The 22,964-nt window shown below is 65.3% G+C and carries 24 protein-coding genes; 12 read left to right on the plus strand and 12 right to left on the minus strand.

Translation table 11 applies throughout. The features are described 5' to 3' along the window. Positions 1 to 22 precede the first annotated feature (22 nt). The 10 genes from AB5I39_RS06645 to coxB form a co-directional block, all read right to left on the minus strand. Positions 23 to 889, minus strand: coding sequence for a class I SAM-dependent methyltransferase (locus AB5I39_RS06645; protein ID WP_404372753.1), 867 nt, complete (start codon positions 887 to 889; stop codon positions 23 to 25). Then, positions 886 to 2,286 carry a threonine synthase gene (gene thrC / locus AB5I39_RS06650; protein WP_404372756.1) on the minus strand — a complete coding sequence of 467 codons (1,401 nt, stop codon included), beginning with the start codon at positions 2,284 to 2,286 and terminating at the stop codon, positions 886 to 888. The genes AB5I39_RS06645 and thrC overlap by 4 nt, the downstream gene beginning before the upstream one ends. An 11-nt stretch (positions 2,287 to 2,297) precedes the next feature. After that, complete coding sequence (locus AB5I39_RS06655) at positions 2,298 to 2,933, minus strand: SURF1 family protein (protein WP_404372758.1); 636 nt, start codon at positions 2,931 to 2,933, stop codon at positions 2,298 to 2,300. Then, positions 2,930 to 3,370: a DUF983 domain-containing protein gene (locus tag AB5I39_RS06660; protein WP_404374040.1), complete on the minus strand. Its 441-nt coding sequence runs from the start codon at positions 3,368 to 3,370 to the stop codon at positions 2,930 to 2,932. Before AB5I39_RS06660 ends, AB5I39_RS06655 begins: the two co-directional genes overlap by 4 nt. Next, a complete protein-coding gene (locus tag AB5I39_RS06665) occupies positions 3,336 to 4,202 on the minus strand; it encodes a cytochrome c oxidase subunit 3 (protein WP_404372760.1) in 867 nt (288 codons plus the stop codon). Before AB5I39_RS06665 ends, AB5I39_RS06660 begins: the two co-directional genes overlap by 35 nt. Positions 4,203 to 4,294: 92 nt before the next feature. Continuing rightward, positions 4,295 to 4,846 (minus strand): cytochrome c oxidase assembly protein, encoded by a 552-nt coding sequence (locus AB5I39_RS06670; protein ID WP_404372761.1) that lies wholly within the window; start codon positions 4,844 to 4,846, stop codon positions 4,295 to 4,297. Continuing rightward, on the minus strand, positions 4,846 to 4,986 hold the full coding sequence (locus AB5I39_RS06675; RefSeq protein ID WP_404372763.1) for a hypothetical protein: 141 nt from the start codon (positions 4,984 to 4,986) through the stop codon (positions 4,846 to 4,848). The genes AB5I39_RS06670 and AB5I39_RS06675 overlap by 1 nt, the downstream gene beginning before the upstream one ends. After that, positions 4,983 to 5,888 carry a heme o synthase gene (locus AB5I39_RS06680; RefSeq protein ID WP_404372766.1) on the minus strand — a complete coding sequence of 302 codons (906 nt, stop codon included), beginning with the start codon at positions 5,886 to 5,888 and terminating at the stop codon, positions 4,983 to 4,985. The genes AB5I39_RS06675 and AB5I39_RS06680 overlap by 4 nt, the downstream gene beginning before the upstream one ends. A 126-nt stretch (positions 5,889 to 6,014) precedes the next feature. Next, positions 6,015 to 7,676, minus strand: a complete 1,662-nt coding sequence (gene ctaD, locus AB5I39_RS06685) for a cytochrome c oxidase subunit I (protein WP_404372769.1) — start codon at positions 7,674 to 7,676, stop codon at positions 6,015 to 6,017. 3 nt (positions 7,677 to 7,679) lie between these two features. Then, on the minus strand, positions 7,680 to 8,789 hold the full coding sequence (coxB, locus tag AB5I39_RS06690) for a cytochrome c oxidase subunit II (RefSeq protein ID WP_404372772.1): 1,110 nt from the start codon (positions 8,787 to 8,789) through the stop codon (positions 7,680 to 7,682). Positions 8,790 to 8,985: 196 nt separating this feature from the next. Here coxB and pyrE point away from each other — a divergent pair, with 196 nt between their 5' ends. From pyrE to AB5I39_RS06735, 9 genes are all read left to right on the plus strand, one after another. Next, complete coding sequence (gene pyrE / locus AB5I39_RS06695) at positions 8,986 to 9,567, plus strand: orotate phosphoribosyltransferase (protein ID WP_404372774.1); 582 nt, start codon at positions 8,986 to 8,988, stop codon at positions 9,565 to 9,567. Continuing rightward, positions 9,564 to 10,292, plus strand: a complete 729-nt coding sequence (locus AB5I39_RS06700) for a pyridoxine 5'-phosphate synthase (RefSeq protein ID WP_404372776.1) — start codon at positions 9,564 to 9,566, stop codon at positions 10,290 to 10,292. The genes pyrE and AB5I39_RS06700 overlap by 4 nt, the downstream gene beginning before the upstream one ends. After that, the gene (acpS, locus tag AB5I39_RS06705; RefSeq protein ID WP_404372779.1) at positions 10,289 to 10,717 is read left to right on the plus strand and encodes a holo-ACP synthase; all 429 of its coding nucleotides are present in this window, start codon (positions 10,289 to 10,291) and stop codon (positions 10,715 to 10,717) included. The genes AB5I39_RS06700 and acpS overlap by 4 nt, the downstream gene beginning before the upstream one ends. After that, positions 10,714 to 11,637, plus strand: coding sequence for a signal peptidase I (gene lepB, locus AB5I39_RS06710; RefSeq protein WP_404372782.1), 924 nt, complete (start codon positions 10,714 to 10,716; stop codon positions 11,635 to 11,637). The genes acpS and lepB overlap by 4 nt, the downstream gene beginning before the upstream one ends. After that, the gene (locus AB5I39_RS06715) at positions 11,634 to 12,695 is read left to right on the plus strand and encodes an AI-2E family transporter (RefSeq protein WP_404372784.1); all 1,062 of its coding nucleotides are present in this window, start codon (positions 11,634 to 11,636) and stop codon (positions 12,693 to 12,695) included. Before lepB ends, AB5I39_RS06715 begins: the two co-directional genes overlap by 4 nt. Beyond that, a complete protein-coding gene (gene maiA / locus AB5I39_RS06720; RefSeq protein ID WP_404372787.1) occupies positions 12,692 to 13,345 on the plus strand; it encodes a maleylacetoacetate isomerase in 654 nt (217 codons plus the stop codon). Before AB5I39_RS06715 ends, maiA begins: the two co-directional genes overlap by 4 nt. A 228-nt stretch (positions 13,346 to 13,573) precedes the next feature. Further along, positions 13,574 to 14,428: a hypothetical protein gene (locus AB5I39_RS06725; protein WP_404374042.1), complete on the plus strand. Its 855-nt coding sequence runs from the start codon at positions 13,574 to 13,576 to the stop codon at positions 14,426 to 14,428. 20 nt (positions 14,429 to 14,448) lie between these two features. Then, a complete protein-coding gene (locus AB5I39_RS06730; RefSeq protein WP_404372790.1) occupies positions 14,449 to 14,961 on the plus strand; it encodes a DUF2141 domain-containing protein in 513 nt (170 codons plus the stop codon). A 6-nt stretch (positions 14,962 to 14,967) separates the two neighbouring features. Continuing rightward, complete coding sequence (locus AB5I39_RS06735) at positions 14,968 to 16,173, plus strand: glycosyltransferase (RefSeq protein WP_404372792.1); 1,206 nt, start codon at positions 14,968 to 14,970, stop codon at positions 16,171 to 16,173. Here the strand turns inward: AB5I39_RS06735 and AB5I39_RS06740 are convergent. Further along, positions 16,170 to 17,687 carry a hypothetical protein gene (locus AB5I39_RS06740; RefSeq protein ID WP_404372795.1) on the minus strand — a complete coding sequence of 506 codons (1,518 nt, stop codon included), beginning with the start codon at positions 17,685 to 17,687 and terminating at the stop codon, positions 16,170 to 16,172. The genes AB5I39_RS06735 and AB5I39_RS06740 overlap by 4 nt on opposite strands. Positions 17,688 to 17,810: 123 nt before the next feature. Here AB5I39_RS06740 and AB5I39_RS06745 point away from each other — a divergent pair, with 123 nt between their 5' ends. Together AB5I39_RS06745 and AB5I39_RS06750 are read left to right on the plus strand one after the other, a co-directional pair. After that, complete coding sequence (locus AB5I39_RS06745; protein WP_404372797.1) at positions 17,811 to 19,433, plus strand: alkaline phosphatase D family protein; 1,623 nt, start codon at positions 17,811 to 17,813, stop codon at positions 19,431 to 19,433. 61 nt (positions 19,434 to 19,494) lie between these two features. Beyond that, positions 19,495 to 20,505 carry a LacI family DNA-binding transcriptional regulator gene (locus tag AB5I39_RS06750; protein ID WP_404372800.1) on the plus strand — a complete coding sequence of 337 codons (1,011 nt, stop codon included), beginning with the start codon at positions 19,495 to 19,497 and terminating at the stop codon, positions 20,503 to 20,505. Here the strand turns inward: AB5I39_RS06750 and AB5I39_RS06755 are convergent. After that, positions 20,488 to 21,516, minus strand: coding sequence for a YeiH family protein (locus AB5I39_RS06755; protein WP_404374044.1), 1,029 nt, complete (start codon positions 21,514 to 21,516; stop codon positions 20,488 to 20,490). The genes AB5I39_RS06750 and AB5I39_RS06755 overlap by 18 nt on opposite strands. Positions 21,517 to 21,716: 200 nt before the next feature. On the opposite strand from AB5I39_RS06755, the gene AB5I39_RS06760 reads away from it, so the two are divergent. Further along, complete coding sequence (locus AB5I39_RS06760; RefSeq protein WP_404372803.1) at positions 21,717 to 22,964, plus strand: MFS transporter; 1,248 nt, start codon at positions 21,717 to 21,719, stop codon at positions 22,962 to 22,964.

Raw genomic sequence — 22,964 nt, forward strand, 5'->3', positions numbered from 1 at the left:
ACCCCACGGCGCCGGGCGTCCTTCAGCTCCGCGACCACCGCGCAAAAATGGCCGTCGGCAACAGCAGCCCGCGCGCTTCCTCGCGCACCGCCATTTCGCCGACCTCGACCGTGCCGCCCAGATCGGCCAGCGCCTGGCGTACCACTTCGCCGATCGCCAGCGCCGACATGCGCACCGCATAGACCGTCAGCACCAGGAACTTGCTGTCCTGATCAAGCAGACGGCGGCAGTCGGCGATCAGGCCGGGCAAGCCTTCCTCCAGCCGCCAGACCTCGCCATCCGGCCCGCGACCGAATTTGGGGGGATCAAGGAAAATCCCGTCATAGCGCTTGCCGCGACGCACCTCGCGCGCGGCGAATTTGGCTGCATCGTCGACCATCCAGCGGATCGGACGATCAGCCATGTCGGACAGAAAGGCATTGGCCTTGCCCGCCTCTACCGATTTCTTCGAGGCATCGACATGCGTCATCGCCGCGCCCTTGGCGGCGAGCGCCAGCGTGCCGACGCCGGTATAGCCGAACAGGTTGAGGACGGAGTCGCCCTCTGCCACGTGCCCGCGCATCCATTCCCATTGCGGAGCCATGTCGGGGAAGAAAGCGAGGTGGCGGAACGGCGTGTTCTGCGCGAGCAGGAGCACTTCCTCCCAGCGGACATGCCAGCCACCGCGCGGAACATCACGCGACAGATGCCAGCGACCACCGCCTTCCTCGTCCGACGCGCCGATGAAATCGCCATCGGCCTCCCAGCTATCCGAGGCGGGTGCCCACATCGCTTGCGGCTCAGGCCGGATGAAGCGGAAACGGCCATAGCGTTCGAGCTTTCGCCCGTGGCCGGAATCGACCAGGCCGTAATCCGCCCATGGTTCGGCGACGAGCGTCAGCAGGCTCACCGCGCGACGGCCCGCTGGGCGATGTACGCCGTTACGTCAGCGAACGTGCCCGGCAGCGACGCATAGCGTTCCTCGCGGTCGAACAGATCGCCGATCCGTGCGGGAAGCGCAGGGCGCTGACCAGTTGCGCGCTCGACCGCATCGCCGAACTTTGCCGGATGCGCGGTGGCGAGCGTTACCACCGGTACGTCCGGCGCGAGATCGGCGCGCCGCGCCGCCGAGAGCCCGATTGCGGTGTGCGGATCGATGATCTGCCCGCAGGATTCCGAGGCCCAGCGCATCGCCAGCGCCATGTCGTCGAGGCCGACGCGATCGCTGCCGAACAGCGTGGCAGCGCCCGCGCGTTGCGCATTGGTGAGGTGCATCGCCTTGGTCGCTTCGAAGCCGTGCATCTGCGCGGCGAGCGCCTGCCCGTCGCGACCGCCGAGATCGAACAAGAGGCGTTCGAAATTGCTCGACACCTGAATGTCCATCGAGGGGCTCGGCGTCGGGACGACCGTGCCTTGCGAATAATCGCCCGCGCTCAGCGCGCGGTGGAGGATGTCGTTGACGTTGGTCGCGACGATCAGCTTGGCGACCGGCAGGCCCATCTTCGCCGCGACATAGCCCGCGAACACGTCGCCGAAATTGCCCGTAGGCACCGAGAAAGCGACCGCCCGATCGGGCGCGCCCAAACGGACGGCGGCGTAGAAATAATAGACGATCTGCGCCATCAACCGCGCCCAGTTGATCGAGTTCACCGCCGACAGGGCGAAGCGTCCGGAAAAAGCCGCGTCGTTGAACATCGCCTTCACCAGCGCCTGGCAATCGTCGAAGCTCGCATCCTCAAGCGCGATATTGTGGATGTTGGGCGCGATGACGGTGGTCATCTGGCGGCGCTGCACATCGGACACGCGACCCTTTGGGTGGAGCATGAACACGTCTACCCCGGCGCGCCCGGCCAACGCGTCGATCGCGGCCGAGCCAGTGTCGCCCGAGGTCGCGCCGATCACGGTCACCTGCTGACTGCTGCCGGTGAGGAAGCGTTCGAACAAGAGCCCGAGCAATTGCAGCGCGACGTCCTTGAACGCGAGCGTGGGGCCGTGGAACAGCTCCAGCAGCCAGTTCTGCGGATCGAGCTGAACGAGCGGCACGACGGCGGCATGGGCAAAGCGGCCGTACGCCTTCGTGCACAGATCGCGCAGTTCATCTTCGCTGAGCGTGCCTTCGACGAACGGCAGCATCACTGCGACGGCAGTCTCGACGTAAGACAGGCCCTGCATCGCCGCGATCTGCGCCGGCGAGAAGCTCGGCCAGCTGTCCGGCAGGTACAACCCACCATCGGAGGCAAGACCCGCGAGCGTGACATCGCGGAAATCGAGGGTCGGCGCAGAGCCGCGCGTGCTGATATAGCGCATGGCGCTTTCGGTTAGCGGGCCGCGGGCGACTCGGCAACCGTGCGACGGCGCAGTGCCAGCGCGTAGATCAGCACCGCCAGCGTCGCGAAGACGAACCATTGCACCGCGTAAGCGAGATGATTGTTGGGCACGGCCGATAGGTCGGGGCCGGGATTGGGGTCCAGTCCCGCAAGCGGCGGATCGGCGACGAGCATCAGTGTCTTGGGACCACCGCCACCGAAGGCGGCCGCGACGATCGGCGCATGATCGGGCGCATGGCTGATATAACCGCGCACCGGCCCGCCCTTCCAATCGGGCTTTGCGTGCGGATCCTTGCCGAAGCCCAATTGCACCGCGAAACCTGGGCCTTCCACCCCGGTGCGGCATTGCGCGATCTGACGCCAGCCGGTGCCACCGCGCGCGTTGCGGCCGCCCTCGATCGCAAAGCTGACCGGTTCGAGGCAGAAGGCGCTGGCGCGGCGGAACAGCAGCGTATCGTCGACCGGGATCGCCGGGAACACGATTCGCGGGAGCGTGACGTTCCGCGCATAGCGGACGAGCAGTGCTTCCTTCTCCGCGCGCCGCTGCAACTGCCACACGCCAAGCGCGATCATCGCCAGTACGGCGAGGCCGACCAAGATCGTCGGGATGACGGGGATGCGCTTCATGGACGATGCTCGGTCTCGGGCGGGGCAAGGCGGCCTTCATGCGCCGCAGTCCGGAATTCCGAGCCGAGCAGCGCCGCCTTGGCGATTCGCAGCGAGCCGACAACGCTGATCACGGTGATCGGCAACCAGACGATCAGCTGCAACCAGATCGGGGGATCGAGCCTCAGCTGGATCGTGATTGCGATGCCGACGATCAGCCCACCCAGCACCAGGGTCAGGATCGCGGCAGGGCCGTCGCCGACGTTGAACGCGCTGTAATCCAGCCCGCACACCGCACAGCGATCGGCGAAATCCAGCCAACCGCGAAACAGCCCGGTCGCGCCGCAGCGCGGACACAGGCCCTTCAGCACGGCCGCGACGGGCGTGGGTGCGGTAGACTCCGCCAGCCCGTCGCTCACCGGATCACCCGGCGTGGACCGGTGCGCCCCAGCCACCATAGACATAGATGGTGACGAACAGGAACAGCCATACCACGTCGACGAAATGCCAGTACCAGGCCGCCGCTTCGAAGCCGAAATGCTGCTTCGGGGTGAAGTGGCCCTGATAGACGCGGATTTGGCAGACGATCAGGAAGATCGTGCCGATCATCACGTGGAAGCCGTGGAAGCCCGTCGACATGAAGAAGGCCGCGCCATAGTTCAGGCCCTTGAAGGGGAACGGTGCCTCCGAATATTCATAGGCCTGGATCGTGCTGAAGATTACGCCCAGGATAATCGTCGCCCACAGACCCTTCTTCAGGCCCTCACGATCATTGTGGATCAGCGCATGGTGTGCCCAAGTGATCGTCGTGCCGCTGGTCAGCAGGATCAGCGTGTTGAGCAACGGAAACTTGAACGCGTCGATGACTTCGAGACCCTTGGGCGGCCATTGCGCCGCACCGGCTGCTGCATCGGTGATCAGGCTGGTCGTCTTGCTGACCGAATCGTATGCGATGTGGGCGGGGAACAGCGAAAAGTCGAAATAGGCCCAGAACCAGCCGACGAAGAACATGACCTCGGACGCGATGAACAGGATCATGCCGTAGCGTAGGTGAAGCTGAACGACCGGCGTGTGATCGCCGGCATGAGCCTCGACGATGACCTGACGCCACCAGCCGTACATCACCGCGAGCACACCCGCGAGACCGGCATAGAACAGCGCGCCGCCGCCCGCCGCCTTGTGCATCCACATAATGCCGCCCGCCGCCATCGCCAGCGCGGCCATCGATCCGGCGAACGGCCAGATGCTGGGCGGGAGGATATGATAATCGTGGTTCTTGGCACCGGCCATTGGGGTCGTCCTTCGTACGCGTCTATCAGGTTATAGGTCGCTCTAGCCGGTGGCCGTCGCGGAATCTACGGAGTTTGATTGCGGTTTGCGCTCTAGCCTTTGGCCTTTGCGGAATCCACGGGGTAAAAGGTGTAGCTGAGCGTGATCGTCTCGACATCATTGGCGTCGGGATCGGTCAGGATCTTTGGGTCGACGAAGAAGATCACCGGCATACGCGCCGTCTCGCCGGGCTTCAGCGTCTGTTGCGTGAAGCAGAAGCACTGGATTTTGGTGAAATATTTGCCCGCCTGCGCCGGGGTAACGTTGTAGGTCGCGGTGCCGGTGATCGGGTGATCCGACGTGTTGGTCGCGGTGAAGAATGCCATGTCGCGCGCGCCGACCGCCACCGTCTCCGAATTATGCTCGGGCGCGAACTTCCACGGCATGTGCGGCGCGACATTGGTATCGAAATCGATGCGGATTTGCCGATCGGTGGCGCCGGGCGCAACCGTGCCGCGCTGTGTCGTCCCGTTCAGGCCGGTCGCCTGGCAGAACATGCGGTATAGCGGGATGCTCGCCCAGCCGATCCCGCTCATGAAACAGATGCCGAGCACCGCGAGCAGCGCGGTGCGCAACTTACCGTCGGTGGGCAGGATCCGCGCCATCAGTGCGGCATCCCCGCCTTGATCTTGGCGATGCTGATCGCGAACACCAGGATCACGAAGGCCCCAAGGATCAGGCCCAGCACCACCGCGCGGCTACGCTGGCGCTTGCGGACGAGGTCGGCGTGCGGATCAGGAATCATGCGGTAAGCCGATCGAAAGCAAGGGTGGCGAAGATCGCTAGGATATAACCGATCGAATAGACGAACAGAATGCGTTCGGCCTTCATTTCAGGCGTGATGGCGGCACGCTGCACCACCACCCAAGCGGTGAGCGCGACGAACACGATAGAGGTCAATGTCGCGACCAATCCGTAGGTGATGCCAGCGAGACCAACCGGCCACGGTGCAATCGCCGCCGCTGCCATCAGCACGGCGTAGAACAGCATCTGCCAGCGCGTCGTCGCGGCACTCGCCACAACCGGGAGCATCGGCACGCCGCCCTTGGCGTAATCATCACGGATCAACAGCGCGAGCGCCCAGCTGTGCGGCGGCGTCCACAAAAAGATGATCGCGAACATCAGCAGCGGCAGCGTCGAGATGCTCCCCGTGGCGGCGACCCAGCCGATCAGTGGCGGAAACGCGCCGGCGGCGCCACCGATGACGATGTTCTGCGGCGTGCGACGCTTCAGGCCGACGGTGTAGACGAGCACGTAGAACAGGATCGACACGGCCAACAGGCCAGCGGCAACGAGACCGATAGCGAGGCCCATCAGCAACACCGAGAAGACGCCAAGCGCAACGCCGAACTGCAGCGCGGTTTCGCGATCCATCTTGCCGGCCGGAAGCGGCCGCTTGGCTGTGCGCTTCATCAGCGAGTCAATGTCCGACTCATACCATTGGTTGAGAGCTCCGGCCGCACCAGCGGCCAGCGCAATCGCCAGGATCGCGGTAAAAGCGAGCGTGAAGGGAAGCTGCACCGGTGCCGCGAGCATGCCGCACAGCGCAGTGAACACGACCGAACGCATCACGCGCGGTTTGGTCAGGGCGAAGAAATCGCCTGCCCCGGCGGGAAGGGTCGCGGTCGGATAAGTCGTCGTAGTCATATCTGTTCCTACTGGCCGCCGCAGCAAAGCCGCGTCGTCGGTCGCCATTGCATGACGCCGGCCGGCCGATCGGCTCCCGCCTACGCGGGACCGGCGCGCTGCTTTCGCAGCGCGCCTGCCTCCGGCTCAGTCGATGCGCGGGAGAGTTTCGAACTGGTGGTACGGAGGGGGGCTCGACAGCGTCCATTCGAGCGTCGTCGCGCCTTCGCCCCACGGATTGTCACCAGCCTTCTTGCCGGAGAAGAGCGACCAGATGACGTTCACGAAGAACACCAGCATCGAGGCGGCCATGATCTTGTAGCCGAGCGTCGCAACCCAGTTCCAATGAGCGAGCGCGTCGGTGTAATCCGGCACGCGGCGCTGCATGTTCTGCAGGCCCAGGAAGTGCATCGGGAAGAACAGCACGTTCACGCCGAGGAAGAAGATCCAGTAATGGATCTGGCCGAGCAGCTCGTTGTACATCTTGCCCGACATTTTCGGGAACCAGTAATAGAAGCCGCAGAACAGCGAGAACACGGCACCCAACGACAGCACGTAGTGGAAATGCGCCACGACGTAATAGCTGTCCTGCATGTAATCGTCGATGCCGCCGTTCGCGAGCACCACGCCGGTCACGCCGCCGACGGTGAACATGAAGATGAACCCGATCGCCCACAGCATCGGCGTCTTGAAGGTGAGCGAGCCACCCCACATCGTCGCGATCCACGAGAAGATCTTGATGCCGGTCGGCACCGCGATCACCATCGTCGCTGCGGTGAAGTACATTTTGGTGTTCACGCTGAGGCCGGTCGTGAACATGTGGTGCGCCCACACGACGAAGCCGACCACGCCGATCGCGACCATGGCGTACGCCATGCCGAGATAGCCGAACACCGGCTTCTTCGAGAAGGTCGAAATCACCTGGCTGACGATGCCGAAGCCCGGCAGGATCATGATGTACACTTCGGGGTGACCGAAGAACCAGAACAAATGCTGATACAGCACCGGATCGCCGCCACCGGCGGGATCGAAGAAGGTGGTGCCGAAGTTACGATCGGTCAGCAGCATCGTGATGGCGGCAGCCAGCACCGGAAGTGCGAGCAACAGCAGGAAGGCGGTGACCAGCACCGACCAGACGAACAGCGGCATCTTGTGCAGGGTCATGCCCGGCGCACGCATGTTGAAGATGGTGGTGATGAAGTTGATCGCCCCGAGGATCGACGAAGCGCCGGCCAAGTGCAGCGACAGGATCGCCATGTCGGTCGACGGCCCCGGCTCGCCATAGGTGGAGAGCGGTGCGTACAGCGTCCACCCGTTACCTGCGCCACCGAAGAAAGGCGACGCCAGCAGCAGCGTGAACGACGGGATCAGCAGCCAGAACGAGATGTTGTTCATCCGCGGGAAGGCCATGTCCGGCGCACCGATCATGATCGGCACGAACCAGTTGCCGAAACCGCCGATCATCGCCGGCATGACCATGAAGAACACCATGATCAGGCCGTGCGCGGTGATCAGCACGTTCCACAGGTGGAGCGAATGATCGAGACCCTGCTCGCCACCCGGCAGATAGCTTGCCCAGATGCCGAGATATTGAATGCCCGGTTCGGCCAGCTCGGCGCGCATCAGGCCCGAGATCGCGCCGCCGATGATCCCCGCGAAGATCGCGAAGAACAGGTACAGCGTGCCGATATCCTTATGGTTGGTCGACATGAACCAGCGCGCGAAGAACGACATCTGATGGTCGTCATGCGCGTGGGTATGGTCGTGATGCGCCTCGAAGGCGGTGGAGCTGATGGCGGTGTCGGTCATGGCTTACTGTCCAGCGGTAGCGTTGGAACCGGACGCGGCAGGCAGCGCTTCGGCTGCGGCGGCATCGGCGGCGGTCGGGGTGGCGGGCGCGGAACCGGCGGCACCGGTCACGGCGGGCGACGGCGCCGCAGCCGCACCGGGCATCGTGCCGCCCTTCGCCTTCACCCATTGCGCGAAGACTTCGGGCGTTACGGCCTGCACCGCGATCGGCATGTAGCCGTGACGCGCGCCGCACAGTTCCGAACAGACGCCGAAATAAACACCGGGCTTGTCGATCGTGAAGCTCGTCTCGTTCAAGCGACCCGGGATGGCGTCGAGCTTGATCCAGAAGGCCGGGATCGCCCAGCTGTGGATCACGTCGTTCGACGTGGTGATCAGGCGGATCGGAACGCCGACCGGCAACACGACGCGCGTGTCGGTTGCGAGCAACCGGGGGCCATCGACGGCCGTGCGTGCGCGCTCGCCCTTGCCGACCTCATTGGCTTCCTTCAGCATGTTCGAGGTGACCTCGAACCCACCATGATCGGGATATTGATACGACCAATACCATTGGTTGCCGATTGCCTTCAGCGTCACGGCATTCTTGGGCGCCGGCTTGAACTGCGCCTGCAGCAAGCCGATCGACGGCAGCGCGAGACCCAGCAGGATCAGCACCGGGACGCCGGTCCACAATACTTCGAGAAGCGTGTTGTGTGACGTCTTGGAAGCGACCGGGTTGGCCGCGCGACGATACCGGATCACGACCCAGAACAGCAGGATCAGCACGAACACCGAGATGAAGGTGATGACCGGCAGCAGCAGCCAGTTGTGGAACCACGCCGCCTGATTGCCGGTGTGCGTGACCTGACGCTGCAGGCCGAGATCGCCGACGACCGGCTGGCCGACCTTGGGGTCAATGTCCATCGCCGGGGCGCCGTCGACCGCGAGCATCGGGTCGGTGGATGCAGCCGGGGCCGCAGCAGCAGCGGTCGGGTTCGCGGCCGTCACCGTCGGTGCGGCCTCGACCGGTTTCGATACGGGAGCAATCGGCGCAGGTTGCGGCGCGGCGGTTGCCGAGCCGACGCTGAGCATCGCGAGGCCCGCGGCCAGCGCGATCGATTTGATCCCGATCATTCGCATCTTTCCGTTCTACCCTTGAACTCTCGCACCGACGAACGTTGTCGGCCGGGGCGGGGATACGCCCTTTATAGCGGCCCTATACGCAGGGTGACCCTTTGCCTCAAGTCGAACGTGCCGCATTTTTTGCGCAATCGTTGCGTCGCACCAGGCACGCTTCTAATCAGGCCACCCATCCGCAGGACTAATATCGATGACCGAAGACGACGTTCTGGCCGAATTCCGTAACGCCGAGGCATTGCTGGAGGGGCATTTCATTCTGTCTTCGGGTTTGCGCTCATCGCGCTATCTGCAGTGCGCGCGCGTGCTGATGGATCCAGCGCGGGGGGCTCGCCTCGCTGCGGCATTGGTCGCGCGACTCCCGGCAGACGTAAGGGCAAGCATCTCGGCGGTGGTATCGCCCGCAATGGGCGGCGTGATCGCGGGGCACGAAATGGCCCGCGCGCTGGGCGTGACTGCCATGTTCCTTGAACGCCCCGACGGCGTCTTCGAACTGCGCCGCGGCTTTCGACTCGATCCGGGCATGAAAGTGCTGATGATGGAAGACGTAGTGACCACGGGCCTTTCCTCCAGAGAAGCGATTGCCGCGATCGCGCGGGCGGGCGGCGAGACGATCGCGGCCGCCGCGCTGGTCGATCGCTCCAATGGCACGGCCGATCTGGGCGTGCCTTTCTATCCGCTGATTCGACTCGACGTTCCAACCTATGCCGCGGACGCGCTGCCGAGCGAACTCGCGGCGATCCCGGCGATCAAGCCCGGGAGCCGCGCAGCATGAGCGATCACCTGCGCCTGGGCGTCAACATCGACCATGTCGCCACCGTCCGCAACGCGCGCGGCAGCGGCTATCCTGACCCGGTACGCGCTGCCCTGCTTGCGGCGGAGGCGGGGGCCGACGGCATCACCGCCCATTTGCGCGAGGATCGGCGGCACATCACCGACGACGACATCGCGCGCCTGTCCGCCGAACTGACGATCCCGCTCAATTTCGAAATGGCAGCGACTGAGGAGATGCTGGCGATCGCGCTGCGTCATCGCCCGCACGCCGCCTGCATCGTACCCGAAAAGCGCGAGGAACGCACCACCGAGGGCGGCCTGGATGCCGCCGGTCAGCACAATCACCTCGCCCCGCTCGTTTCGGCCTTGCGCGACGCGAACATCCGCGTGTCGCTGTTCATCGAACCCGATGCGCGCCAGATCGACGCCGCGATCCGGCTCGGCGCGCCGGTGATCGAGCTGCACACCGGCCGCTATGCCGAACTGTCGGGCGATGCGCAGGTCGCCGAGGTCCGCCGCCTGGCCGATGCCGCCGCGCTTGCCGCCAAGAACGGGATCGAGGTCCATGCCGGGCATGGGCTGACCGTTGATAACGTCGCGCCGATCGCCGCGATCCCGCAGGTGCGCGAGCTCAACATCGGCCACAGCCTGATCGCCGACGCGATCTTCATCGGACTGGGCGATGCGGTGCGGGCGATGCGCGCGGCGATGGATGCGGCGCGGTGATCATCGGGCTCGGCTCCGATCTGTGCAATATCGAACGGATCCGGGCATCGCTCGACCGATTTGGCGACCGTTTCGAACAGCGCGTGTTCACCGAGGTCGAACGCGCGAAGGCGGCGCGGCGCCCGTTCACCAAGGCGGGCACGCTCGCCAAGCGCTTTGCCGCGAAGGAAGCCTTCTCCAAGGCGGTCGGAACCGGTTTCAAGGCGGGCGTGTTCATGAAGGACATCGGTGTCGTCAACGCGAAATCGGGCGCGCCGACGCTGGCGCTGACCGGGGGTGCCAAGGCGAGGCTTGACGCGTTGACGCCCGGCGGTCACGTCGCGCGGGTACATTTGACGATGACCGACGATCATCCGTGGGCACAGGCGTTCGTGATCATCGAAGCGCTGGCGATCGGCGATACGGCGCACAAGGATGAATTATGAGCGAGGACCTGGCCCTGGATAAAGACGAGATCGGTACGCCCGGCGACAAGGATGGTCCGGCGTCGGAGACGGCGACCGCAGCCGCCAAGCGGCCGGGGACCGACTGGGCATCCGAATTGCGCGGGATCTTCTGGCTGATCCTGGCGGTGCTGGGGTTCCACACCTTCATTGCCAAGCCGTTCTATATCCCGTCGGAATCGATGCTGCCGGGCCTGCTCGTCGGCGATCAGCTGGTGGTGAGCAAATATCCCTATGGCTGGTCGTTCGTGTCGCCGACCTTCCATCTGCTGCCCTTCATCCACGGGCGGCTGCTCGGGCGGATGCCGGAGCGCGGCGATGTCGTGATCGTGACGCCGCCGGGCAGCAAGACCGATTATATCAAGCGTCTGATCGGCTTGCCGGGTGACCGGCTGGAAGTACGGCGCGGGGTGGTGATCCTGAACGGCGTGCCGGTGAAGCGCGGGCCGCTGCATTATGTCGATGTGCCCCATTACGGCGGCATGCCGCAACCGGCCCCCGAAACCGGACTGACCTGCGACCTGGGTCCCGATGCTTTGCGCACGGCGCCCGATGGCAGCACGATCTGCCACATGCCGCTCGTCACCGAAACGCTGCCCAACGGGCGGCATTATGAAACGGTCGAGCTAGGCGAGAGCGCTGGCGACGATTATCCCGAAGTGACGATCCCTGCCGGGCACGTCTTCATGATGGGCGACAATCGCGATCGCAGCGCCGACAGCCGCGTACCGCTCGACCAAGGCGGGCTCGGCGGGCCGGTGCCGTGGGAGTATCTCGGCGGCCGGGCGGAATTCATCACCTTTTCCAAAACCGGGCTGGGAAGTTGGAACCCGCTGACCTGGGGCCAGTCGTTCCGCGGCGGCCGGGCTGGGACGTCGCTGCACGCGGCGCGCGACCAATGAGCGAGACAGAGACTCACACGCTGGTCAGCGAACCAGCGCCCAACGAACTGCGCGACCCCTTCGTGCGGCAGGAATTGAAGCGCGCGACCGTCTGGCTCGGGCTGGCGGGGGCGATCGCGCTGGTCGTGTTGTTGATCCAGCCGTTGCTGATCATCTTCGGCGGGCTGGTGTTCGCATCGATGCTGGACGGCGGGGTGCGCCTCCTTGGCCGGGTCTTGCCGATCGGGCGGCCGTGGCGGTTGGCGATCGTCGTCATCCTGACGATCCTCTTCATCGGCGGAGTGTTCTATCTGACCGGCGCGGGAATCGTGCAGCAAGTAGAGCAATTGCGCGCGACGCTGACGACGCAGGCGACCAAGCTGATCGACTGGGCGTCCAACATCGGCATCATGCCTGGCAAGTCCGACCTCAACGGAATGGCGCAACAAGCGCTGGGCTCGTTCGGCAAGATCACCTCCTATCTCGGCATCGCGATCGGCGCGCTGACCAGCCTGATCATGGTGCTGGTGATCGGCCTGTTCATCGCGATGGAGCCGCGGCTGTATGATCGCGGGCTGCAGTGGATGGTGCCGCGCGACATGCGTCCGCGCTTTTCGGGCACGATCGAGGCCATGACCGTGACGATGCGGCGGCTGCTCGCCGGGCGGCTGTTCGGTATGGCGCTGGAAGGGGTGATGACCGGCGTTGCGCTGGCGATCTTCGGCGTGCCGATGGCAACGGTGCTTGGCATCATTACCGGCATCCTGGCGTTCATCCCCAATATCGGCGCGATCACCAGCGGCATTTTGATGGTCGCGGTCGGGTTCAGCGCCGGGATGCACACCGGCTTTGCCGCGATCGGCATCTATTTCTTTATCCAGACCTTCGATGGCTATGTCGTCATCCCGATGGTGGCCAAGCGCACCGTCGACCTGCCCCCTGCCCTGACGCTGTCATCGCAGATCCTGGCGGGCACGCTGTTCGGGCTGCTTGGCCTGACGCTGGCCGACCCGCTGACCGCGATGATCAAGGTCGCGCTGGAACGCAGTTCGGAAGCGGAGGCGGACGCCGAGGCATGACACCCATCCTCTACGATTTCTGGCGGTCCTCGGCGGCGTACCGTGTGCGGATCGTGCTGAATTTGAAGCAGGTCGCGTATGAGAGCGTCGCGGTCGATCTGACCAAGGGGGCACAGCGCAACCCTGCGTTTCTCGCGCGCAATCCGCAGGGCCTGGTCCCGGCGCTCGATATCGGCAGCACCGTGCTGACGCAGAGTCTCGCGATCATCGACTATCTCGACGCGACGCATGAGCGCGTTCCGATGGTGTCGTCCGATCCGGTCGCGCGGTCGCACGTGCTGGCGCAGGCGCTGGTGATCGCCGCCGACATCCACCCGATCGACAATCTGCGCGTCCTCAACCGGCTGACCGCGCAATTCGGGGCAGATCAGGCCGCGCGCGATGCGTGGTACACGCACTGGATCATCGAGGGACTGACCGCGCTGGAGGCGATGACCGCCGACCTGCCGGGACCGTTCCTGGGCGGCGATGCGCCCAATCTGGCCGACGTCTGCCTGATCCCGCAGCTCTACAACGCACGGCGTTTTGCGGTGCCGCTCGATCGCTTTCCGCGTCTGCTGCGTGCCGATGCCGCAGCCGCCGAGCGCCCTGAAATCGTCGCGGCGCACCCGGACCGCGTGCGGCCAGGCGATGCAACCCCGCAAGCATAGGTCGGTAATGCCCCCGAATTGCCGCGCCACACTTCTGCCGCTAAGGGGCGGCAGGGCGACGCGACCGGGTATTTCCCGATCGGCCGAATGAGCGGACAGACGCACCACGTGGACATTCAAAAGACCGAGGCGGGAATGGCCGGGGCGCCGGACACACCGTCCGCACGGGCGCCGGGATCGCCCCATGCGACCGCAGGCGCGCCCGCCGATCTCGCCGGGCTGGTGCCGATGCCGCAGACCAAGCGCCGCTGGCCAGCCTATTTCGGTGCGCTCGTCACCCTGGTGATGATCGTCTGGCTGGGGCTGAAGCTGCGCGCAATGGGCGTCGATTCCTGGGTATCGGCAATGCCGACCAGTCCGCTTTTCTATGTCTTCTTCATCCTGCTCTATTTCTCTCCGGTGATCGGCGATTTCGTCATCTTCCGGAAATTGTGGGGTATTCCGGCCAGCGGGTTCGCCGCGCTGATCAAGAAGCGCATCGCCAACGACGTGCTCAATTACTCGGGCGAGGCCTATTTCTACGCCTGGGCGCGGCAGCGATCGTCGATGGTCGCGGCCCCGTTCGGGTCCGTGAAGGACGTCAGCATCCTCTCGGCGATCGCCGGCAATATGGTGACGCTCGCGATGATCGCGGTCGCCATGCCGCTCGGTATCGGGCTGCTGACCGAGGAACAATTGCACAAGGCGATCTGGTCGATCGTCGGCGTGTTCGCCATGTCGCTTCCGTTTCTGATCTTTTCCAAGCGAATCTTTTCGCTGCCGCGCGCGACGCTGTGGTGGATTTTCGGCGTCCATTGCCTACGTTTGATCGCGGGCTCGGTCCTGATCGCTTTGGCGTGGCATTTCGGGCTGCCAACGGTGTCGGTCGGCATGTGGCTGCTGCTGTCGGCGGCGCGGTTGATCGTCGGACGGTTGCCACTTCTGCCAAATACCGAACTTCTTTTCGCCACCTTCGCCACGCTATTGATCGGACAGAATGACAAGCTGACCGTGCTGATCGCGGTCACGGCGGCGTTACCGCTGCTCGTCCATGTCGTGCTGATGGCGATCTTCGGCTTGTCGAGTTTGGTGAGAAAGACGTGAGAATGCTGCGTAGATTTTCGATGACCGCCGCCATGCTCGCTGCCGCGCTGTTCGGCGCGAGCGCGGCGCAAGCGGCCCAGGCGCTGGGCAGCGATGCGGCGGCCTGCACCCCCGGCGGCGGACCGGCGATTCGCGTTGCGGTCGAAGGGCTGAAGGATCGCACCGGCGAATTGAAGCTCGAACTCTATCCCGCCAACGAAACCGATTTCCTGCGCGACGACTATCTGTTGATTCGCGAAGGAAAGTTCTTCCGCCGCGTACGCGTGCCGACTCCGGCGACCGGCCCGGTCGTTTTGTGCATCCGCGTGCCCAGTCCCGGGCCTTATGCGCTGCTGTTCACGCACAATCGCGATGGCAAGAACAAGTTCAATTTCTGGAGCGACGGCGCCGGTTTTGTCAGCAACCGCAAGCTCGGACGGTCGCGGCCGAAACTCGATCAGGCACGGATCAATGTTCCGGCAGGGATGGTATCGGTCGATATTCGCGCGCAATATCTGCGCGGGCTCGGCGGATTCGGCCCGATCGGAGACTGACCCGCGATGCGCATCGTCGATGTCAACGAATTCTATTCACCGACCGGCGGCGGCGTGCGCACTTATATCGACCGCAAGATGGGGATCATGGCGGATCTCGGCCATGAACTGATCGTGATCGCGCCAGGCAAGGAAAACCGCGTCGAGGAACGGCCCGGCGGCGGCAAGGTCATCTGGATCCAGACCGGGCATTTGCCGCTCGACCAGAATTACGGGATTTTCTGGGAAGCGCCGCCGATCCTCAACCTGCTCGACGCCTTGCAGGCGGACGTGGTCGAGACCTCCTCGCCGTGGCGCTTGCCGTGGATCATCGGCAAGTGGCAGCCGAAATATGAAGGCGGCGCCGTGAAGGCGTTCTTCATGCACAATGACAACATGGCCGCCTACGCGCTGCGCTGGCTCGAGAATATGGGGCCGCAGGATCGGCTGGAACGCGCATTCGGCTGGTACAGCCGCTACATGTCGCGTTTCCTCGCGCATTTCGACACGGTCGTCACCAACGGTCCTGCGCTGGAAAAACGGCTGCGCAACCGCGGCGTGCACATCGATGCGGCGATGCCGCTGGGGATCGAGCGCGGGCATTTCTCACCCGATCTGCGCGACGAGCGGCTGCGCGCCGCCTTGCTCGCACAGTGCGATTTACCGCCGACCGGGCATTTGCTGCTCGGCCTCGGGCGGCATCACCCCGAAAAACGCTGGCGGCTGGTGATCGATGCGGCGGAACGCGCGGGGTCTGATCTTCCGGTCGGGCTGATCCTGTTGGGTGCGGGCGTCGAGAGCCGCCAGATCGAGATGCGCATCGCGGGGTCACCGCACATCCGCATGTTCCGCCCGGTCTATGATCGCGAGCGGCTGGCGCGGATCGTGGCGAGTTGCGACGCACTGATCCACGGATCGGAAGCCGAGCCGTTCGGGCTGGTCGCGTCGGAAGCGATGGCGGGCGGCCTGCCGCTGATCGTTCCCGATACCGGCGGCTGCGCCGAGGTCGCCGACAAGCACGCTTCCGAATTCTATACCGCGCGCGATGCGCAAAGTGCCGCGATGGCGATCCATCGGCTGTTCGCGCGCGATCAGCGCGTGCTGCGCCGCGCGGCGTTGGTGGCGGCGGGCAAGGTGCGCAGCGACCGCGACCATGCGGTCGAATTGATGGACTATTATCAGGCGCAAGTGGACCTGAAGCGCAGCGGCAAGCGGCTGCGCGCGGCGGCCTAGCCGATTTTGGCGCGAAGCTCGGCAGGACAGCTTTCGAGCGCCCGCGGGCCGCGATCTCCGCGCAGACGATAGACGAGCCGCACGCGCCCGCGCGTCGCGACGCACCCGGCGAGGTCATAGCGCTCGCGGATCGCGTGCATCAAAAGGCCATGCACGGCGGGGTTGCCGAATTTGTAAACGGGGTAGGTATCGACGATCGCTGGCGGATTGGCAGCGAGGATCGCGCTAGCGATCGCACGGGGATCGCCCCCCAGCGCGCGCGGATTGTCCTCGTCCGCCGTGTTGAGATGCCCCGGAAAGACCCAGCGCGACGGCAGACACGAATGCGTCAGCATATAGAGCGCCGGATAGCCGTTATAGACGAAGATGCACCCGCGCGTCGGCTTGGCGAGCGCCGCCACCGTGCGCGCTTCACGGTCGCCGCCCTTGGCGGACACGCTGATCGCCAACACGATCTGCCCGGCAACAAGCGCGACCACTGCCAGCCCCACCGCCACGCGTCGTCGCGCCGCGACCGCCGGAGCAAGCAGGATGCACGCGGGCAGCAGGATCGGCAGCGCGTAATGCGGCGCATCGAAGCGCCAATAGATGACGACGCTCACTATGGCCGTGACGAGCCAGCCGAGCAGATAGCGCCGCTCAAGCACCACCGCGGTCGGCAGGGCCTTTTTCCGCCCGGCCAGCGCGACGAGGATCAACGGCAGGAACAGCCCGACGAAGCTTGCCAGACCGATACTCTCGCGCACGAAGCCGCCCTTGGTCTGGCCGAACACCGACTGGAAATTGGCGAAGACGAACGCCTGCCCCTGCCCGATCGCGCCATAATAGAGCGCCGCAAACGCGGTCGGCAGCAGCGCCAGCGCTACCATGCCCACGCCGAACACAAGGGTCTGCGCCAGCGATCGCCCCTGCCACCACGCCAGCCACAGAAAGACGCAGCCGAAATAGACGCCTTCCAGCAGCACGCTATATTTGACCTGCAGCGCAAGCCCGATCAGCAGCAGCGCGCCCAGCCCCTTTTGCGTCAGCCGCGAACCGTCCGACACGGCCGACACCATCAGCGCGCCCGCCCCCGCCAGGAACGCGTTGTAGAAGACCGGCGCCTGTCCCCCCTCCCCCTCCATGAAGTTGAGCCACAGGATGTAGAGGATCGCCGCCAGCACCGATCCGAGCCAGCCGACATGGCGGCGGGCGATCCAATAGATGCCGAAGGCGGTCACCGCGACGAACAGACCCGCCAGCAGCTTATACTGAAGGAAACCCTCGCCCCCGAACAACCGTGCGCCGGCGTAGAGCAGGAACAAGCCGATCGGCTTGCGGTCGAAAATGTTCACGTACGGCAGCGCACCGTGCAGCATCCGATCGCCGACCAGCAGATAGAATTGCTCGTCGAACCCCAGCACCGGATTGCCCAGCGTCGCGGCGCGCGCGGCGAGCGTGACGAGTAGCAGCAGCGCTGCGGTCGCGCCGTGACGGGTCATGAACGCGGGCGCGCTGTCGCTATCGGTCGCCACGCATCCATCCCCACATCATAATCGTCCAGGCGTTGCCACCCCGGCCGCCTGCGCTATGCCTATCCGTCACGGTTCTGCAATCGACAAGTGGCAAGCATAGCCACCCCATAGGAGATGCCCGATATGTTCGCCCTCGACCGTCGTTCCTTCCTGTTCACCGGATCGGTCGGACTGGGCGCCTTCGCGGTGCCCGGATTCGCGCAGACCCCCAATGTGACGAGCCTGCGCGGCTTCACGCACGCGGTCGCGAGCGGCGAGCCGGGCAACGATTCGATGCTGCTGTGGACACGCTATGTGCCGACGAGTAGCGACACAGCCGAAGTCCGCGTCGAACTGTCGGAAACCCCGGATTTCGCAAAGATCGTAGCCGCCGGATCGCAGATTACGGGTGCGTGGCGCGATTTCACCGCGAAGATCACAGTCGACGGGCTCAAGCCCAACACGCGCTACCATTTCCGCTTCGTCGCGCCCGATGGCAGCTTCTCGCCCGTCGGCATGACCAAGACGCTGCCGCAGGGGCCGGTCGATCGCTTCCGCACCGCGACCTTCTCCTGCTCGAACATGCCGTACGGCTTCTTCAACGCCTATGCCCATGCTGCGGCGCGCGACGATATCGATCTGGCGATCCACCTCGGCGATTATTTCTACGAATATAAGGCCGGCGCTTATCCCGCCGCCAAGGATCAGGTCGCCGGACGCATCCCCCTGCCCGCCACCGAATTGCTGCACCTGGCCGATTACCGCATCCGCTACGCCAGCTATCGCAGCGATCCCGATCTGCAGCGCCTCCACCAAAAGGTGCCGATGATCGTGCAATGGGACGATCACGAATCGGCGAACGATAGCTGGGAAGGCGGCGCCGAGAATCACCAGCCGGAAGAAGGCGATTGGAATGCCCGCCGCGCCGCGTCGATCCAGGCCTATCGCGAATGGATGCCGGTCAGCGACGAACCGTGGAAGGCGTATGACATCGGCACGCTCGCCACATTGTTCCGCACCGAAACACGGCTGCTGGCGCGCACCAAGCAGCCCGATGTCGCGCCTTTGTTCAAAGCGGCGGACCCGGCCGCCGCGCTGAAGGCGTTCCGCGACGGCGCGTGGATGGACCCGGCCGTCACGATGATGGGGTCGCAGCAGGAGAGCTGGCTATCCCACGCGATGGCGCAATCGACGCGCGCCGGGCAGCGCTGGCAAGTGGTCGGCTTCGGCACGATCATGGGACAAACCGTGATGCCGCAGGATGCGACCGCCTGGCTTGCGCCCGACGCATCGGAACGCGCCAAAAACTATATCATGGCGGGCGTCGGCGCGGCCAAGCTTGGCCTGCCGTTCAATTATGACAGCTGGGGCGGCTATCCGGCGGCACGGGCGCGCTTCCTGAAGGGTGCGCAGGCGCTCGGTGCGAACCTGATCGTGCTGTCGGGCGACAGCCACAATGCCTGGGCCTATGACCTGGCGCAGGACGGCAAGCCCGCCGGAGTCGAATTCGCCGGTCATTCGGTCAGTTCGCCCGGGTATGAAGCCGCCACGGCGACGGATCCGAAGGTGATCGCCGCCACGCTGGTGCGCGCCAACCCGGAACTGAAATGGTGCGATACGTCGCGGCGCGGATATATGGCGATGACGCTCACCCCCGACAGCGCGACCAATGAATGGATCATGGTCGACACGATCAAGGCCAGCAACCCGGCGGGCCATGTCGGGTACAGCACGACGGTACAGCGCGGGCGCAATGTGATGGCGTGACGGTTGCCCGGACGGCCCCGCTGCGGCAAACAGGCGGCGGGGTCATCCGGGGAGCAGCGGTTTGCGCGTAACGATCAAGGACGTCTCGCGCGCCTCGGGCGTATCGATCAAGACCGTGTCGCGCGTGCTGAACAAGGAACGCTATGTCGGCGCGGAAACCCGCGCGCGGGTCGAGGCGGCGGTGGCCGAACTCAATTTCCGCCCCAGCATCGCGGCGCGCTCGCTTGCTGGAAAGCGCAGCTTCCAGATCGCGCTGATCTGCGACAATCCCAGCCCCTATTACGTCTATGAAATGCAATCGGGCATTCGCGACCGCTGCGGGCTGGACGGGGTGCGGATGATCGCGCAGCCGTACGACCGCAATTCGCCGACCCTGCTCGACGATATCGAAAATCTGGTCGAGGCGACGCATGTCGACGGGTTGATCCTGACGCCGCCCGTCTCGGACTATCCCGCCGTGCTGGAGTTGCTCGCCAAACGCGGCGTGCGCTTCGTGCGCGTCTCCCCGGGCAGCGCGGTCGAGCTCGCGCCCTCGACTTTCATCGACAATGAAGCTGCGGCGGCGGCGATGACCGCGCATCTGCTCGGGCTCGGGCACCGTCGGATCGGCTTCATCGCCGGGCATCCGAGCTATGCGACGAGCGGGCAGCGGATGCGCGGCTACGCCAAGGCGCTGGGCAAGGAGGGCATTGCGCTCGATCCGGTGCTGGTGCGCGAGGGCAGCTATGACTTTGCCTCGGGGGCGGCAGCGGCCGAGCAATTGCTCGCGCTCGACCCGCCGCCCACTGCGATCTTCGCGGCGAGCGACGACATGGCGGCGGGCGCGCTGACCGTGGCGCATCGGCGCGGGCTGGCGGTGCCGGGGCAGCTTTCGGTCGCCGGGTTCGATGATACCGCGCTTGCGGGCTTCGTCTGGCCGCCACTCACCACGATCCGCCAACCGACGCGCGAGATGGCGTATCAGGCGGCTGATCTGCTGCTCGGCCCGGCCGATGCGCCGATCGAGCGTCGTGAGGTGGCGTTCGAATTGGTGGTGCGGGAGTCGACGGGCCCGTTACCCGATCAGGAATAGCGCCGCGGCCAACGCCAGACCGAACGCCACCAGCGTCGCAACACCGATGATGATCAGCGGCTTCGGCCCAGCCTCAAGCAGCTGCGCAAGCGGCGAGCGGATCGCCGTCGCGGTGACCGCCGCCGCCAGCATCGCCGCCGCAGCCTTCTCGGCCCCCGTTGCTACGATCGGGGGGATCACGCCGAACGAATTGATTCCGGCCAGCACGAAGAAACCGACGACGAACCACGGCACGCCTGGCCCCTTCGCCGCGCCTTCCCCCTTGGGCAGGCACATCGCCACCACCGCCAGCACCGGTGCCAGCAACGCGACGCGCGTCAGCTTGACGATCGCGGCGATGCCGCCCGCCCCGTCCGAATAGGAATAGCCCGCCCCCAGCGCCTGCGCGACGTCGTGAATTGATGCACCGAGCAGGAACCCGGCTTTCAGATCGCTCATGTGGAAAGCGTGCGCGACCAGCGGATACAGCATCATCGCGCTCGCGCTCATCGCCGAAATGCCGACCAGCACCAGCGTCAGCTGCGCCTGGCTGGTGCGTTTTTCGCCCAGCGTCGTGGCAAGCGCCATCGCCGCCGACGCACCGCAAATCGCGACCGCACCGCCCGCCAGCACGCCAAACGCCGTATCCTGCCCGAGCCTGCGCGCGGCGAGCACCCCCGCCCCCATCGTCGCGGCGACGATCGCCACCACGCAGAGCAACGCAACCGGGCCGAGCGCGACGATCTGCCCCGCGGTAATGCGCACCCCCACCAGCACGATCCCCCAGCGCAGCAACGAGCGCGACGCGAAAGCGAGGCCCGGCGTCAAACGCGCATCGGCGCTGAGGAAATTGAGTGCGAGGCCGATCAGTAGCGCCATCAGCGTCAGCGGCACGCCGTAATGATCCGACAGGAACCCCGCCGCGAGCGTACCCATCGTCACCACGATCAGCCCGGGGGCATAGCCCCGCCAATCGCTCTTCGGCGCGGTTTCGACCGCGCTGTAGAGATCGCCGTAAAGATCGGCGGCCATTGGCAGTGGGCGGTTTGTCGTAGCCATGATCGCGTTCCACCTCCGTTCGGGCTGAGCCTGTCGAAGCCCTGCCCGGAAATCGGGCGTTGAAAGAAAAGCGGCCCTTCGACAAGCTCAGGGCAAACGGTAGGGAAATGGGATAGCCCAGACGCCAATCATGTGACAACGTTGTCGCAACAAAAAGACGGGAGCGGAATCGGATGGCTGTTGGGATCAGGGGTGGCGCGGCGCGCTGGATCATCGTGGCGATGGTGTTCGTCGCCATCATGCTGAATTATGTCGACCGGCAGATCCTCGCGCTGCTGAAACCAACGCTGGAGGCGCAGTTCCGCTGGTCGGACCAGGATTATGCCAATATGGGCACCGCGTTCCAGGTCGCGACCGCCTTCGCCTTTCTCGGCACCGGCTGGTTCCTCGATCGCGTCGGTTTGCGGCTGGGCTTTGCGCTCGGCGTGCTGATCTGGAGCCTGGCGGGCATGGCGCATGCCTTTGCGACGACGGTGGCGGGATTCTTTGCCGCGCGGATCGTGCTGGGCATGGCCGAATCGGTCGGCACGCCCGCTGCGGTCAAATCAGCGGCGACCTATTTCAACCAAAAGGACCGGCAGATCGCTTTGGGCATCGGCAATACCGCGCCTAACATCGGCGCGATCGTCACCCCGTTGTTCATCCCCGCGCTGGCGGTGGCGTTCGGGTGGCAGGCGGCGTTTCTGGTCGCGGGCGGGCTCGGCGTCGTGTGGGTCGTGGTGTGGTTCGCGCTGCGCATTAAGCCGGTGGCGCTCGACGCGGTCGCGCCGACCCCTGTGCCGTGGCTGAGCGTGCTGCGCAGCCGCGAGACCGCCGCGATCGCCATTGCCAAGATCCTGTCGGATCAGGTGTGGTTCTTCATGCTGCTGTGGCTGCCCGACCTGTTCCACCGCCTGTTCGGGATGCCGCAGGGTACGCTCGGCCTGCCGGTGGCGCTGGTGTACGTGATGGCGGCGTGTGGCGCGCTGACCGGCGGTTACGTGCCCTCGCGGCTGATGGCGGCGGGGTGGAGCGTCAACCGCGCGCGGAAGGCCACGATGCTGGGCTATGCGCTGCTCGTGCTGCCGGTTGTGTTCGTCCAGAGCGTGGCGAGTCCGTGGAGCGCGGCGTTGCTGCTCGGCCTCGTCCTCTTCGCGCATCAGGGGTTTTCGACCAACGTGTTCGGCGTGACGACCGACATCACGCCCGCGCGCTCGGTCGGCAGCCGGATCGGCATCGCGGCCTTCTGCGGCAATCTCTGCTCGATCGGAATGATCCAGTTCCAGGCCTATGCGCTGTCGCATAGCTGGGGCTATGCGCCCGCGCTGGCGATCTGCGCGGGGTCGTATTTGATGGCGCTCCTGGCGATCCACCTGCTGATCCCGCGGATCGTGCCCGTCGAGGCGGGAGAGCGCGGCGACGGCCTGGTCGCGGGGCACTGA

This window comes from Sphingomonas sp. MMS24-J45 (genome assembly GCF_044881195.1).
Taxonomy (GTDB): domain Bacteria; phylum Pseudomonadota; class Alphaproteobacteria; order Sphingomonadales; family Sphingomonadaceae; genus Sphingomonas.

Coding starts and splice junctions, on each gene's coding strand:
- lepB (WP_404372782.1), top strand. CDS start 10,714: ATGAGCGAGGACCTGGCCCTGGATAAAGACGAGATCGGTACGCCCGGC.
- AB5I39_RS06660 (WP_404374040.1), bottom strand. CDS start 3,370: ATGGTGGCTGGGGCGCACCGGTCCACGCCGGGTGATCCGGTGAGCGAC.
- AB5I39_RS06655 (WP_404372758.1), bottom strand. CDS start 2,933: ATGAAGCGCATCCCCGTCATCCCGACGATCTTGGTCGGCCTCGCCGTA.
- AB5I39_RS06680 (WP_404372766.1), bottom strand. CDS start 5,888: ATGACTACGACGACTTATCCGACCGCGACCCTTCCCGCCGGGGCAGGC.
- AB5I39_RS06700 (WP_404372776.1), top strand. CDS start 9,564: ATGAGCGATCACCTGCGCCTGGGCGTCAACATCGACCATGTCGCCACC.
- AB5I39_RS06725 (WP_404374042.1), top strand. CDS start 13,574: ATGCCGCAGACCAAGCGCCGCTGGCCAGCCTATTTCGGTGCGCTCGTC.
- AB5I39_RS06745 (WP_404372797.1), top strand. CDS start 17,811: ATGTTCGCCCTCGACCGTCGTTCCTTCCTGTTCACCGGATCGGTCGGA.
- pyrE (WP_404372774.1), top strand. CDS start 8,986: ATGACCGAAGACGACGTTCTGGCCGAATTCCGTAACGCCGAGGCATTG.
- maiA (WP_404372787.1), top strand. CDS start 12,692: ATGACACCCATCCTCTACGATTTCTGGCGGTCCTCGGCGGCGTACCGT.
- AB5I39_RS06670 (WP_404372761.1), bottom strand. CDS start 4,846: ATGGCGCGGATCCTGCCCACCGACGGTAAGTTGCGCACCGCGCTGCTC.
- coxB (WP_404372772.1), bottom strand. CDS start 8,789: ATGATCGGGATCAAATCGATCGCGCTGGCCGCGGGCCTCGCGATGCTC.
- AB5I39_RS06760 (WP_404372803.1), top strand. CDS start 21,717: ATGGCTGTTGGGATCAGGGGTGGCGCGGCGCGCTGGATCATCGTGGCG.
- AB5I39_RS06715 (WP_404372784.1), top strand. CDS start 11,634: ATGAGCGAGACAGAGACTCACACGCTGGTCAGCGAACCAGCGCCCAAC.
- AB5I39_RS06755 (WP_404374044.1), bottom strand. CDS start 21,516: ATGGCCGCCGATCTTTACGGCGATCTCTACAGCGCGGTCGAAACCGCG.
- AB5I39_RS06675 (WP_404372763.1), bottom strand. CDS start 4,986: ATGATTCCTGATCCGCACGCCGACCTCGTCCGCAAGCGCCAGCGTAGC.
- AB5I39_RS06665 (WP_404372760.1), bottom strand. CDS start 4,202: ATGGCCGGTGCCAAGAACCACGATTATCATATCCTCCCGCCCAGCATC.
- AB5I39_RS06735 (WP_404372792.1), top strand. CDS start 14,968: ATGCGCATCGTCGATGTCAACGAATTCTATTCACCGACCGGCGGCGGC.
- ctaD (WP_404372769.1), bottom strand. CDS start 7,676: ATGACCGACACCGCCATCAGCTCCACCGCCTTCGAGGCGCATCACGAC.
- AB5I39_RS06730 (WP_404372790.1), top strand. CDS start 14,449: ATGACCGCCGCCATGCTCGCTGCCGCGCTGTTCGGCGCGAGCGCGGCG.
- thrC (WP_404372756.1), bottom strand. CDS start 2,286: ATGCGCTATATCAGCACGCGCGGCTCTGCGCCGACCCTCGATTTCCGC.